Below are 13462 nucleotides of genomic sequence, written 5' to 3'. Positions count from 1 at the left end.
GGTTGGACGACCGGTTCAAGGATCACACAGCGGCCGGCGGCCGCGGATTCGACGGCCCGGGTGTCCCACATCGCAGTGGAACCGACGGCGGCGCCGGCCGCGACGAGCAAAACCCGACCGGCAGGTAGCACCGGGTCCAGGTTGTCGCCGGGCCGGGGTCATTTAGTATGGCGCCGGCTATCCGGAACGTATCCCCGGTGTGGGCCAGGATCACCGGCGTCGCTCCCTGTCGGCGCACTGGGCATTTTCGTGGAGGGTCACATGAGCACCGGAACCGAGACCTTCGAGTTCCAGGCCGAGGCGCGTCAGCTACTCCAGCTGATGGTTCATTCGATCTATTCGAACAAGGACATCTTCCTGCGGGAACTCATCTCCAACGCCTCGGACGCGCTCGACAAACTGCGGCTGGCGGCATTCGCCGACAAGGAGCTGGCGGTCGACACGTCCGACCTGCACATCTGGCTCGAGGTCGACCGGGAGGCGCGTACGCTCACCGTCCGGGACAACGGCATCGGGATGTCCCGGGACGAGGTCATCATCCTCATCGGCACCATCGCCAAGTCCGGCACGGCGGAACTCCTGGAAAAGATCAAGGAGTCCAAGGACGCGGCCGGCTCGCAGGATCTCATCGGACAGTTCGGGGTCGGTTTCTACTCCAGCTTCATGGTCGCCGACAAGGTCACGCTGCTGACCCGACGCGCGGGCGAGTCCACCGCGACCCGCTGGGAATCCGACGGCGGGGCCACCTACGCGGTCGAGACGGTCGACGACGCCCCGCAGGGCACCTCGGTGACCCTCCACCTCCGGCCGGAGGACTCCGAGGACCAGCTCTTCGACTACACCGCCGAGTGGAAGATCCGGGAGATCGTCAAGCGCTACTCGGACTTCATCGCCTGGCCGATCCGGATGGCGGTCGAGCGGACCGACAGCGACGGCAAGACGACCACCGAGATCGAGACGCTCAACTCGATGAAGGCGCTCTGGGCGCGCTCGAAGGACGACGTCAAGGACGACGAGTACAAGGAGTTCTACCGGCACCTCAGCCACGACTGGACCGACCCGCTGGAGACGATCCACATGCGGGCCGAGGGGACCTTCGAGTACGAGACGCTGCTCTTCATCCCGTCCCGCGCACCGTTCGACCTCTACATGCGCGGCGCCAAGCGCGGCGTGCAGTTGTACGTCAAGCGGGTCTTCATCATGGACGACTGCCAGGAACTCATGCCCGAATACCTGCGCTTCGTCAAGGGTGTGGTGGACGCGCAGGACCTGTCGCTGAACATCTCCCGGGAGATCCTCCAGAAGGACCGGCACATCCAGCTGATGCGCCGTCGCCTGGTCAAGAAGGTGCTCTCCACGGTCAAGGAGATGCAGGCCAGCGACGCCGAGCGCTACCAGACCTTCTGGTCGGAGTTCGGCAAGGCGGTCAAGGAGGGCCTGCTCGACGACTTCGACAACCAGAAGACGATCCTGGAGATCTCCTCGTTCGCCTCCACCCACGACCCGGAGAAGCTGACCACCCTCGCCGGGTACGTGGAGCGGATGAAGGAGGGGCAGACCGACATCTACTACTCCACCGGCGAGTCCCGCACCATGATCGAGAACTCGCCGCACATGGAGGCGTTCCGGGCCAAGGGCTACGAGGTGCTGCTGCTGACCGACCCGATCGACGAGATGTGGGTCTCCTCGGTGCCGGAGTTCGACGGCAAGAAGTTCCAGTCGATCGCCAAGGGGCAGGTCGACCTCGACACCGACGAGGAGAAGGAGAGCACCGGCGCGGAGCGCGAGCAGCAGGAGAAGGACTTCGCCGACCTGCTGGGCTGGCTGACCACCCAACTCGCGGAGAACGTCAAGGAGGTGCGGCTGTCGTCCCGGCTGACCACCTCACCGGCCTGCATCGTCGGTGACGCCCAGGACATGACCCCGACCCTGGAGAAGATGTACCGGGCGATGGGCCAGGACATGCCGGCGGTGAAGCGGATCCTGGAACTCAACCCGACGCACCCGCTGGTGACCGGGTTGCGGGAGGCGTACGGGCAGCGCAAGGAGGACCCGACGGTCGCCGAGACCGCCGAGCTGCTGTACGGGATGGCGCTGCTCGCCGAGGGCGGCGAACTGGGCGACCCGGCCCGGTTCACCCGGCTGCTCGCCGAGCGGCTCGCCCGTACCCTCTGATCCCGGCCGCGGCACGGACGGCCCGGGACGCCAGGCACCGCTTGGCGGCCCGGGCCGCTGGGTAAGAGCAGCGCCATGAGCACGACAACTGCCGAGCCGGCCGCCGCCCCGACGCCCGGACCGGCCGTGACCCCGGCCCAGGTGGCCCGGGTCGCGGTCGTCGCGCACCGGAAGAAGTCCCTCGGCGGCGGGCTCGACGAACTCCGCTCCCGGCTGCGCGGCGCCGGGATCGAGGACCTGCTCTGGTACGAGGTGCCGAAAAGCCGCAAGGCGCCGAAGAAGGTACGCAAGGCGCTCGGCAAGGGAGCCGAGCTGATCTTCGTCTGGGGTGGGGACGGCATGGTGCAGCGCTGTTCCGACGCGCTGGCCGGCTCGGACGCCGCCCTGGCGATCCTGCCCGCCGGCACCGCGAACCTGCTCGCCACCAACCTCGGCATCCCGGAGGATCTCGCCGAGGCGGTCCGGATCGGGCTGACCGGGCCGCGCCGGCGGATCGACCTCGGGCGGCTCGGCGGTGAGCACTTCGCGGTGATGGCCGGCGCGGGTTTCGACGGTGAGCTGATCCGGGACGCCGACCGCGACCTGAAGGACCGGCTCGGCCGGCTGGCGTACGTCTGGACCGGGCTGCGGCACGTCCGCAGCGAGGCCACCCGGATGCGGATCCGGGTGGACGGCGCGGACTGGTTCGAGGGGGAGGCGAGCTGCGTACTCTTCGGCAACGTCGGCACGATCACCGGCGGCATCCCGGCCTTCGACGACGCCCGTCCCGACGACGGTTGCCTGGAGGTGGGGGTGGCGACCGCCAGCGGGGTGTTGGACTGGGCCCGCACGCTCGGCCGGATGGCGGTCGGGCGGTCCGACTCCTCGCCGTTCGTCCGGATCACCCGGGGTCGGAAGATCAACGTCCGGTTCGCCGAGCCGATGACCTACGAGCTGGACGGCGGCGCCCGCGACCGCGTCAGCCGGCTGAAGGCGCGGATCGCCCCCGGCGCGCTGACGGTCTGCGTACCCGGGGACGGGTCCTGACCCGAGCCCGGCGCTCGCGGCTCACCGGGCTGAGCCGGCGAGCCGGTCGCCGTCGGCGTGCCGGGTCCGCAGCCGGGCCGGCAGGTCGAGGATCGAGCCGAGCCGGCGTGCCTCCGGCACCGGTGCCCGGCGGTCCGGGTCGATCAGGTACGCCGGAATCCCGGCCCGCTCGGGTCCGACGAAATCGGGCCCGTAGCTGTCGCCGACGAAGACCGCCGAGCCGGCGTCGATGCCGAGGGTGTCGAGGGCGGTGGCGTAGATCAGGGGGTGGGGTTTGCGCCAGCCCAGCTCGACCGAGGTGACGACGGCGTCGAAGTACTGCGCGAGTCCCATCGCCGCGAGGTGGCCGGGGACCAGACCCGGCTGGTGCGTGTTGGAGACGACCGCGAGCCGGTGGTCGCGGTGCAGGTCGCGTACCAGGTCGGAGACGGCGGCGGAGTAGTGCACGCCGGTGTTCCACTCGCGGACGTACTCCCGGACGAACGCGTCGACGTCGTCCGGTGCCGGTGGCCGGTCGAGGAGGTCGGTCAGGAACGCCGTGCCGACCTCGGTCATCGAGAACTCGGACTCGTCCTCGTCGCTGCGCCGGTCGAACCCGGCGCAGGCCCCCGACCAGGCGGTCAGGAATTCGGGGTAGCCCAGGTCGGCGCCGAGGTGCCGGAGCAGTGCGTGTGAGCCCGGGTAGCCCTGTTCGGTGCGGCTGGCCGAGTAGTCGACCAGGGTGCCGAAGAAGTCGAAGAGGATGTGGGTACGGCCGGCGGCTGGCATCGCGACATTGTCCCATCCGGCTTGGGGGTGCCGACCGCCGACAGCGGCGGGGAAAATCCGTCGATCCGGTGCTGACCTCTGCGTATAGTCTGGCTGCTCGGTGGGGCCGGGCGGCCCGGGATGCCGGGTCGAGACGCTGGGGAGGTCGTCGCGTCCAGGGAAGGCGAGCGCAGGCTCATCGCCTCGAACAAGAAGGCCCGGCACGAGTACGCGGTCCTGAAGACGTACGAGGCGGGGATCGTGCTGCGCGGCACCGAGGTCAAGTCGCTGCGGGCCGGGCAGGCGTCGCTGGTCGACGCGTTCGCCCAGGAGCGCGACGGCGAACTCTGGCTCTACGGGCTGCACATCGCGGAGTACGCCTACGGGACCTGGACGAACCACCAGCCGAAGCGGATGCGGAAGCTGCTGCTGCGCCGGGTGGAGATCAACAAGATCCTGGACCGGATCCACGATCCCGGCCTGACCCTGGTGCCGCTGTCGCTGTACTTCTCGGACGGCTGGGCCAAGGTCGAGCTCGGCGTCGCGCGCGGCAAGCGGTCGTACGACAAGCGCCAGGCCCTGGCCGAACGGGACGCCAACCGGGAGATCGCCCGGGAGTTGGGGCGGCACCTCAAGGGCAACTCCCAGCGGTCCCGGGCGGGCCGCGGCTCCTGATCCCGCCGGGTCGGCCGACCGGCGTCGGCCGGGGTCAGCCGCGGACCCGGCCCAGGAAGGCGGCGAGGCTGGCCGTGCTGCGTTCGATCTTCTCCGGCAGCGTGATGGCCTCGTCGAGGCGCCGCCGGCGTCCTTCTTTCCGTGCAGGTGGAGTGAGCTTTTCGTGCAGGTGGAGTGAGCTTTCCGCGCAGGTGGAGTGAGCAGGCCAGGTCGGTGCAGAGATAGGCGCCGACGGAGTTGCCCTGCCGGCACCCGAGGGCACGCGCCCGGCCGGACCCTATATTGGTCCGCAGCCGAACCCGCCCGCGCCCGACCTCCCGCAGCGGACGCCGGGAGGACCCGACACGAGCCGGAGGTGGCCTTGCTCAGCCTGGTGACGGTGGGAATCCGTACCGCCCTGCTCGTCGCCGGCTCGTCCCAGGGCGCGGCCGTGGCCACACCCCGGCCGGCGAGCGACCCCTCGGACGGTGCCGACCAGCCGGAGCCGGTCGGTCCCGGCGAGGACCTCGCGCCGCAGCGGACCGGCCATCGCCACTCCGGCCCGGCCGTGCAGCGCTGGGCGACGAGTTGGGCGTCGATGCCGCAGCTCGCCGAGCCGGACAACATGCCGCCGGCACCGTTCAGCGAGGACGACCGGGTGCTGGCCGACAGCACGCTGCGGCAGACCATCCGGGTGTCGGCGGCCGGGTCACGGATCCGGTTGCGCCTCTCCAACGCCTTCGGCGGGGCGCCGCTGCCGGTCACCGCCGCCACCGTGGCGCTGCCGGAGGGCGGCCGGGCCGGGGTCAGTGCGATCCTGCCGGGCAGCGCGCGGCCGGTCACCTTCAGCGGGCGCGCGTCGGTGACCGTCCCGGTCGGTGCGCAGATCGTCTCCGACCCGGTCGACATCTCCGTGCCGGCCCGCGCCAACCTCACCGTGACGCTCTATCTCGCCCAGGGGCAGGCGTCGGACCGGATCACCGCGCACCCCGGCTCCCGCACCACCTCCTACCTGCTGCGCGGCAACCACGTCGCGGAACCGAGGCTGCCCGGTGCCACCCCGGTCGACCACTGGTACTTCCTGAGCGGGCTGGAGGTGCCGGCCGGGCCCGGCACCAGGGTCGCGGTGCTGCTCGGTGACTCGTTGACCGACGGGCGCGGCTCCACCACCAACGGAAACGACCGCTGGCCCGACCAACTCGTGGCGCGGCTGCACGCGTACCGCCCGACCCGGGACGTCGCGCTGGCGAACCAGGCGGCCGGGGGCAACCGGGTACTCAACGACGGGCTCGGGCCGAACGCGCTGGCCCGGCTGGACCGGGACGTACTGGCGCAGAGCGGCGTCACCTGGCTGGTGGTGTTCGAGGGGATCAACGACATCGGCACCGCCGAGGCCACCGAGGCGGCCCAGCGGGCGGTCACCGACGACCTGATCACCGCGTACGACCAGATCGTCACCCGGGCGCACGCACAGGGCATCCGGGTGTACGGCGTGACCCTGACCCCGTTCGGCGGCAACCCCGAATACGACGACCCGGCCCGCATCCGGGACGCCACCCGCCAGGCGGTCAACCGGTGGATCCGCGGCAGCGGCCGGTTCGACTCGGTGATCGACTTCGACCGCGCCGTACGGGATCCGGCCGACCCCCGTCGACTGCTGCCGGTCGCCGACACCGGCGACCACCTGCACCTCAACCCGGTCGGCTACCGGATGCTCGCCGATGCCGTCCCGACCCGCCTCTTCCGGCAGTGACCCGGATCGTTCAGTTCGCCGGCTGATCCGGGTCGGGTTCGGTGAGAGTCTCCAGCCAGGCGGCCGGTGCCGTGGTGTGCTCGGGGGCGATCAGCGCCGGCCCGCCCAGGGCCCGCTGCCAGTCGGGCGCGGTCGCGCCGCGTAGCGCCCGCTGCCAGGAGACCGCCCGGCCGACCTTCGCGACCCGCAGCGCCAACCGGACCGAGTGGCGCAGGTCGGCGCGGTCCCGCAGGTCGGTCCAGGGTTCCAGGTAGGCGTCCCGGAGCCGGGACAGCTCCGGACCGGCCGGGTCGGCGCCGAGCTGGTCGGCGGCGACGTTCAGCGCGACGAGCAGGCTGCCGAACGGGTGGGCCAGGCCGGCGTCGCCCCAGTCGAAGAAGCGCATCCCGGTGGGGCCGACGAAGACGTTGCCGTCGTGCAGGTCGTCATGCTGGATCGACGCCGGCAGCCCGTCGCCGGCCAGGTCGGCGCACCAGCGGTCGTACTCGGGCAGGAGCGCGACCAGGGCGGCCCGGTGCGGCTCGGCAAGCCGGACCGCCGGATCGGCCAGCAGTCCGGCCAGCGCGGCCGGCATCCGCGCCGGCCGCAGGTCCGGCACGCCGAGCCTGACCAGCCGGTCGGCGTGCGGGGCCACCGCACGTTGCAGCGCGGCGTACGTCCGCAGCAGCTCCGCCCAGCGGACCGGATCGGGCCGCTCCGCCGTCATCTCCCGCAGGATCGGCCCGCCGTCCGGCCCGAGCAGCCAGCCCCGGTCCCGATCCACCGCCAGCGGCGGCACGACCAGCTCCGGCACCCAGGCTGCCAGCGCCTCGATCACGGCCGCCTCGAAGCCGTTGCTCGGCACGTTCGCCTTGAACCACGTCCGGCCGGCGCTGGTCTCCAGCCGTCGCACGATCGACCAGGCGCGGACCCGAACGTTGTGCACCGGACCGGTGCCGGTGATGCCCCGCTCGGCGAGCCGGTCCGTGATCCAGGCATCGCACTCGGCCCGCCATTCGGCCCCGAGTCGATCCTCCGCCGAGGTCGCCACCGTCACGCCGTCACGTTCGTGCCCGCTGGTCTCCCCGCGCACCTGCGTTCGAGCGCGGCCCTGGGCTCGCCGACACGCTCCTCCGCCTGGTGAAAGAGTGTGTGTGAGAAGGGCAACCCGTGTCCGCATGCCGCTGTGGGACGTCCAGTCACAGTGGAGCAACGGGAGCGGGACCGGGCAGCACGTGCAGGCGCTCGGGTTAGGCTCTCTCGTCCTGAGGAGAGCGCTCCACCACTGCCTTGGCGGACCATGAGCCCGACGAACGGCCGCCATGGGCAGAGCATCAGTCAGCGACCCGCCAGAGTCGCACTGTGCGGTCCGCGCTGGTGGTGGCCAAAAGCTCTCCGTTCGGGCTGAAGGCACAGGCGTGGATCTCGTCGGTGTGGCCACGAAGGGTAGCCACATACGCGGGCCGGGCCGGTTCGCCGACGTTCCACAGCCGGATCGTCCGATCCGCGCTGACGGTCGCCACAGTCCTGCCGCTCGGGCTGAACTTGGCGTCGACCACCGCTCCGGTGTGACCCTTGAGGGTGGCGACCCTACGGGGCGATCCGGAGTCGCTGACATCCCACAAGATCGCGGTCCGGTCCCTGCTCGCGGTAACCAGCAGCTTCCCGTCAGGGTTGAAGCCGGCGCCGTCGATGAAGTCGGTATGTCCAGCGAGGGTAGCGGCGCGACGTGGTGCAGCTGTGCCGTTGATCCTCCAGAGGATGGCGGTCTGGTCTCGGCTGGTAGTGGCCAGGAGCCCACCCTTGCGACTGAAGTCGATCGCGTAGACGGCGTCAGCATGGCCACCGTCGGACTCGGCAACTGGGCCGTAGCCATTCGGCGCGTCGGTGTTCCACAGCATGACGGTCCGGTCCGCGCTGGAGGTGGCCAGGGTCTGACCGTCGGGGTGGAACGCGACACCGTAGACGGTGCCACTGTGGCCTCGCAGAACCCGGGGTGGCGGGACCTCGGCGGGATCCGTCACGTCCCATAGACGCAGCGTCCGATCCGCACCAGTGGTGGCCAGCGTCCGGCCGTCGGGGTGGAAGGCCACACCGTAGACGTACCCTGTGTGACCGGGGAGCAGACCGACACGTCGGGGCTGTTCCGGCCTGGTGATGTTCCACAGGATCGTGGTGCCATCCCGGCTGGCGGTCGCAAGGATGGCTCCATCGGGGCTGAACGCCGCCCCGTTGACGGCCTTCTGATGACCCGTGAGAACCGTCATCGCGGCCGGTCCGGCAGCATCGGGGTAGGTTGCCGACGGCGGGTCTGCCGGAGGTCGGGACCTAGGTGCTACCCGATTGCCCAGCAGGACCAGGCTGATGACGGCGGTGATGGCCAACGCCAGGGCGGACGCCACCAGGGCGATCGCCACTTTCCGCCGAGCGAAGGCTCCGATGGCGAACCGGGACGACCTGCCCGCCGCGGCACCCGGATCGGCACTGAACGGCCCAGAGTCCAAGGCGGCGCCAGTGAGGTCTCGTGGCCGGTCAACGATCCGCTCCGCCGGAATCCGCTCGTCGATCACATCCGACTGCTGCACCAGGCTGCTGGGGATCGCGGACGTGACGGACTCCAGCACGGGAAGCTCCATCTGGCCTGCCTGCCGCGGCCCCGGTGTGCTCGGCGGCGCGTCGACCGGTAGCTCGCGGATCAACGCCGCCGCGAACGCGGCCGCGTTCGCGGATGCGACCTTGCGCCAGTCAGACCGGTCGGTCTCGTACTTCGTCCCATCGGCGAGATCGCTGATGCCACGAATTACCATTGCCGTCGCTCGGTTAAGGTGCGCGGCATGGGCGGCGCCGGCGCTTTCCATCTCGATCGCGGCGGCGTCGTTGTAATGCCGATTTATCTGCTTGGCCAACGGTGACGTACGGGAGTTCAGTACGACTTCACCTGCGGCCACGGGCCTGAAGCAGACGCTCGGTGACTGATCCGCTGCGCCATCGTCGAGCGGCCCGACTCGCCGCACACTCCGGGCTACGTGCCGGGCGAGCTGCTCCAGGTGATGGGGTGCCTCCCAGCTACGCGGACGGGCATGGAACCCATCCGTCTCCGCCCGTCCGCCGTGATAGGCGTATACGTGGGTCGCGACCACCACGTCACCGAGCCTAAGATCATCGTGGAGCGCACCCGCGATCCCGACAAACAGCAGCACGGCCGGCTTGAACGTCGCGAGCGCCCGCTCCGCAAGCACACTCGCGACGGTGTTGCCCTCGCCCGTTATCGCCACCGCGACCTGAACCTGTGAACCTGGCAGAGCACCGACTTCGAAGATTGTCCCGGCCGAATGGCGTCGCTTTCGCAGATCCCTCAGATGCGCGCAGACTGCCTCATACTCCACATCCAACGCGGTCAACACCACCGCGACAACACTATCGCCGTCGGACACAAACAAGAGGATACCGAGGGCGGGATGCCGACGGTGCCCAGTGCGACGACCGTCAGCGGTTCCAGCTGGTCCGATCCTTCGTTTGATGATCCGAATCTGGTGTTGTGTGCCGTGCTGGTGCCGGTGATGCGTCTGGGCAGGAGACCGGCCCGCACCTGATCGACGGACCCCCTGCCAAGGCATAAAAGTCATATTCAACCCGCAACTCGTCAGGTCGCCATATTGGGCGAGTGGTGTGACGGGCGCCCGGGTTCCGGCGAGGCCCGTTCGGCGGCCCGGGGAAGTTCCGGCGAGTAGCGGTGGAACGCTTCGGGTATGGATCACGACATGAGTGAAGAGCCGAGTGACCGGGTCGAGAACCGCGCCCACCTGCTCCCGGAGGAAGAGTCCGTGGGCAGCGACGACCCGGAGGCGCAGGCCGCGGCGGTGCTGGCCGAGTCCGATCGGCGCGAGGCGGGCGCGGCGGCGTTGGCCGAGTCCGACCCGCGGACGACGGAGTCGGATCGCCGGATCGCCGAGGCGGCTGCCGCGCCGGACTCGTTCCTGGAACGGCGCACCTCGGAGCAGACGGTGGCCCCGGAGCAGACGGCCGGTTCAGGGCAGACGGCGACCCCGGAGCCGCCGGACTGACGGCGGCCCGGATCAGGCCAACGGAAACTCGTCGAACAGCAGTACCGGGGCGTCCGGGTCCCGGGTGTCGAACCGGTAGGACCGGACCACTCCGGCGCCCGAGTCGAGGATCGAGAAGACCGTGATGTCGTCGCTCGCCACGTACGGCAGTGGGGTACCGGTCGGCCCGGTCAGCGGCGCGATCGTCGGGACGACCGGCGCCAGCCCGCCCGGATCACCCTGCCGGACGTAGTCCGGCCCCGCCGGTAGCTGCCGGGCGGCACCGGACGACACGTCGTACGCGCCGTAGTTGTTGCCGACGTTCGAGGTCTCCAGCCAGTTGACCCCGGCCGGATTCCGGAACCGGTTCCACAGGTGCGCGTGACCGTTGTGCACCAGGTGCACTCCGGTGGCGGAGAAGAGCGGTTCGAGGTCGCGCAGGATGTGGTCCTCGGCCAGCGGATACGCGTACCGGACCGCGGTGACCGCCCCGGTGGCCGGGTCGCGCTCGACGGTCCGCACCGGATCGGTGTACGGCGGTGCCGAGTTGCCGCCGAGCCCGTGGCTGGGATGGTGGAACATCACCACCCGGAAACGTGCCGCGCGGGCCTCGGCCGAGGTCAATTCCTGCTCCAGCCAGCGGTACTGCGCGGAGCCCCGGTGCACCGGCTCGAAGATGAACTGGCCGTGCCCCCACCGTTCGGGGTGGGCCAGGTCGGCCACGTCCTCCTGGAACTTGCCCCGCCCGACCGGCACGTGCGGTCGCCAGATCGACGTGACGAAGAGCGTCACCAGGTGTACCTCGCCGATCGTCCGCGACCACCAGCGCGGACCACCCGCCGCACTGCGCGGGTACGGGAAGAGTTCCTCGTAGGTCGTGACGTCCCAGGACCGTCGGCCGAGTTCCGCCTCGTCCGTGTCCACGTGCTCGTCCGTGCCCGTGCCGGCGTGCTCGTCTGCGTCCGTGTCCACGTGCTCGTCCGTGCCCGTGCCGGCGTGCTCGTCTGCGTCCGTGCCGGCGTGCTCGTCCTCGCCGGAGCCGGTCGGGCCGGCGGAGCCGTCCGGGCCGCCCGACCCGGTCGAGCCGCCCGCCCGGCGTCGCTCGCGGGCCGCCTCCCGGGGCTGCGGGTCGTTGAACTGGCTGTCCAGGCTGGCGGTCTCGGACCACCGGCCCATCACCTCGTGGTTGCCGATCGCCGGGAAGATCGGGGTGTGCGGCAGGAGTGGCGCACCCCGGTAGGTCCGGCCGGCGATCGGTGTCTCCGCCCGCCCGGTCATGCTGGCGAAGAAGGCCGGACCGGTGGCGGAGTCGAACCAGTCGCTGGCCCGGTCACCGACGTTGACCATGTCGCCGGCCATCAACACGCCGTCCAGCCGTACGCCGACGGTCTCGGCCACCTTCTCCAGGTTGGCCGCCGTCATCGTCTTGAGCTGGTGGTCGCTGGTCAGCAGCAGCCGTACCCCCGCCCCGGACGGCGCCGCCGGAGCCAGCGAGTACGCCGCCGTGACCGTGGTTCGACCGGGACCGTGCAGCGCCACCACCCGGTACGGCGTACGGCCGGGCGGTAGCCCGGTGACCCGGGTCAGGTGCCGGTACACCGGTCGACGGGTCACGGTCGGATAGCTCCGGCCCGGCACCCGGGATTCGGCGTCCTCCCGGGTACGCGACAGCGGGCGGCTCTCCGCCACGAACCGCCGCCACCCCGGGCCGGACGGCTGGTCGCCGGATGCGGCGTCCCGGGCCTGCCGGGGCGACATCCCGGCCACCTCCGAGCCGACCAGCACGAACCCGCCGGTGCCGGGCTCCTCGGTGTGCCAGGCGACCCAGACACCGTCCGGGTCCGGATCGAGCAGGTACGGCTCGCAGAGCAGCGGTGCGGAGTACTCCGTCATCGCACGTGATCTTCCGTCATCGCGGACAGTCAACCATCCGCTGCCCGGCGGGCGAAGACCGGCAGGGCCCCGCCGTCCGCCGGTCGGGCCGCCGCCGTCCCGACGCCTGCGACCGTGGTCCGAACCGGTGGAGTCAGCCGAACGGGTCCCAGTGGCTTGCGTAGCGCAGCATGGACTGGGCGAGGTGGGGATGACTGCCCGCCCACAGGTCGTCGAAGAAGAACCACTGCTGGAAGCCGAACACCTCGTCGGTGTGTATGGCGAGTTGGGCGAGGTGCGCGGAGACGAGCAGCAGCGACCGGTCCGGGTGCCGGTCGGCGGGGATCGGCGGAAGCGCCGCCCGGCGGGCGGCCACCGGATCCGGGTCGTCGGCGTCGTCGGGCAGGTCGGGCCAGGGCTTCCAGATCGTCCGGTAGAAGCCCGGCCACTCGTTGGCTCGACGCAACGCCGGCTCGATCGACTCGTCCGCCGGATCGAGCAGGGCCGCCAGCACCTGCAACTCCGGCGGCCAGTCCGGATCGGGCTCGCCCGGTGCGACGAGCCCGTCGCGGAGCCGGGCGGCGAGCCCCGGCAGGCGTACCCCGGGAAACACCTGGGGCGGGGTGGTGGCGATCGACGCGCCGTCGTAGAAGGTCAGCAGCACCGCGTAGCTGGCACCGGCACCTCCGGCGGGCGGCATCACCTGCTGGGTGGGCACCGCCGGCACGAACGCGGCACCGGGCCCGTCCGGCGCCGTGACCTCGGCGGGCAGCGGCCACGACTGGAACAGGTAGGCCAGCCGGTCCGGCGCGGCGGCCGGCACCTCGTCGTCGAAGAAGAAGTACGCCAACTCGACCTCGTCGTCGTCGGTGTACGCCCGCACGGAGTGCTCGGTGACCCGGAGGTGGGTCTCCGGGTCACCCTCGAGGTAGAGGTGCTCGCGCAGCAGGTCGCGGAGTTCCTGCCAGTCGCGTGGTGGGGCGAGGTGCCGTTGCGCCGCCTTCTCGAAGATCGAGTTCAGTCCGTAGACGTCGACCCCGAGCTGGTCCTCGATCCACCGCTCCGGGTCCTCGACGGTCCAGCCCCGCCGGAACCAGTCCAGCACCCCTACCCCCGGCAGATGGCGGACATGCTTGCTCAGCGGCCCCTCGTAGTGGGAGCGGTACACGAAATACACGCCCTCGATGTTGCAACACCGGACCGACATTTCCCG

At 70.8% G+C, this 13462-nt stretch carries 11 protein-coding genes; 6 read left to right on the top strand and 5 right to left on the bottom strand.

What is annotated here, in order from left to right:
* Positions 1-261 precede the first annotated feature (261 nt).
* Positions 262-2175, top strand: coding sequence for a molecular chaperone HtpG (htpG, locus tag ACQEVC_RS33425; RefSeq protein ID WP_432885746.1), 1914 nt, complete (start codon positions 262-264; stop codon positions 2173-2175).
* Between the two features lie 75 nt (positions 2176-2250).
* Positions 2251-3201, top strand: a complete 951-nt coding sequence (locus ACQEVC_RS33420; RefSeq protein WP_432885744.1) for a diacylglycerol/lipid kinase family protein — start codon at positions 2251-2253, stop codon at positions 3199-3201.
* Between the two features lie 21 nt (positions 3202-3222).
* Here ACQEVC_RS33420 and ACQEVC_RS33415 read toward each other — a convergent pair whose 3' ends face one another.
* The gene (locus ACQEVC_RS33415; protein ID WP_432885741.1) at positions 3223-3969 is read right to left on the bottom strand and encodes an HAD family hydrolase; all 747 of its coding nucleotides are present in this window, start codon (positions 3967-3969) and stop codon (positions 3223-3225) included.
* Between the two features lie 120 nt (positions 3970-4089).
* On the opposite strand from ACQEVC_RS33415, the gene smpB reads away from it, so the two are divergent.
* Positions 4090-4623: an SsrA-binding protein SmpB gene (gene smpB, locus ACQEVC_RS33410; RefSeq protein WP_432885738.1), complete on the top strand. Its 534-nt coding sequence runs from the start codon at positions 4090-4092 to the stop codon at positions 4621-4623.
* A 379-nt stretch (positions 4624-5002) separates the two neighbouring features.
* Positions 5003-6355, top strand: a complete 1353-nt coding sequence (locus ACQEVC_RS33405; RefSeq protein ID WP_432885735.1) for a GDSL-type esterase/lipase family protein — start codon at positions 5003-5005, stop codon at positions 6353-6355.
* Positions 6356-6365: 10 nt separating this feature from the next.
* Here the strand turns inward: ACQEVC_RS33405 and ACQEVC_RS33400 are convergent, their stop codons facing one another.
* On the bottom strand, positions 6366-7391 hold the full coding sequence (locus tag ACQEVC_RS33400) for a phosphotransferase family protein (protein WP_432885732.1): 1026 nt from the start codon (positions 7389-7391) through the stop codon (positions 6366-6368).
* Between the two features lie 277 nt (positions 7392-7668).
* Positions 7669-9768, bottom strand: coding sequence for a hypothetical protein (locus ACQEVC_RS33395; protein ID WP_432885730.1), 2100 nt, complete (start codon positions 9766-9768; stop codon positions 7669-7671).
* A 24-nt stretch (positions 9769-9792) separates the two neighbouring features.
* Between ACQEVC_RS33395 and ACQEVC_RS33390 the strand changes: the two genes are divergently transcribed.
* Both ACQEVC_RS33390 and ACQEVC_RS33385 read left to right on the top strand, forming a co-directional pair.
* Entirely contained in the window at positions 9793-9927 is a 135-nt protein-coding gene (locus ACQEVC_RS33390; protein ID WP_432885728.1) for a hypothetical protein, read from the top strand.
* A gap of 168 nt (positions 9928-10095) precedes the next feature.
* Complete coding sequence (locus ACQEVC_RS33385; RefSeq protein ID WP_432885726.1) at positions 10096-10398, top strand: hypothetical protein; 303 nt, start codon at positions 10096-10098, stop codon at positions 10396-10398.
* A 12-nt stretch (positions 10399-10410) separates the two neighbouring features.
* On the opposite strand, the gene ACQEVC_RS33380 is transcribed toward ACQEVC_RS33385, so the two are convergent.
* Positions 10411-12270, bottom strand: coding sequence for a metallophosphoesterase family protein (locus ACQEVC_RS33380; RefSeq protein ID WP_432885723.1), 1860 nt, complete (start codon positions 12268-12270; stop codon positions 10411-10413).
* A 133-nt stretch (positions 12271-12403) separates the two neighbouring features.
* Positions 12404-13426, bottom strand: coding sequence for a hypothetical protein (locus tag ACQEVC_RS33375; protein ID WP_432885720.1), 1023 nt, complete (start codon positions 13424-13426; stop codon positions 12404-12406).
* Between the last annotated feature and the right edge of the window lie 36 nt (positions 13427-13462).

The sequence above is a fragment of the Plantactinospora sp. CA-294935 genome, from assembly GCF_050936445.1.
Lineage (GTDB): Bacteria > Actinomycetota > Actinomycetes > Mycobacteriales > Micromonosporaceae > Plantactinospora.
This window is presented reverse-complemented; position numbering and strand designations above follow the sequence as displayed.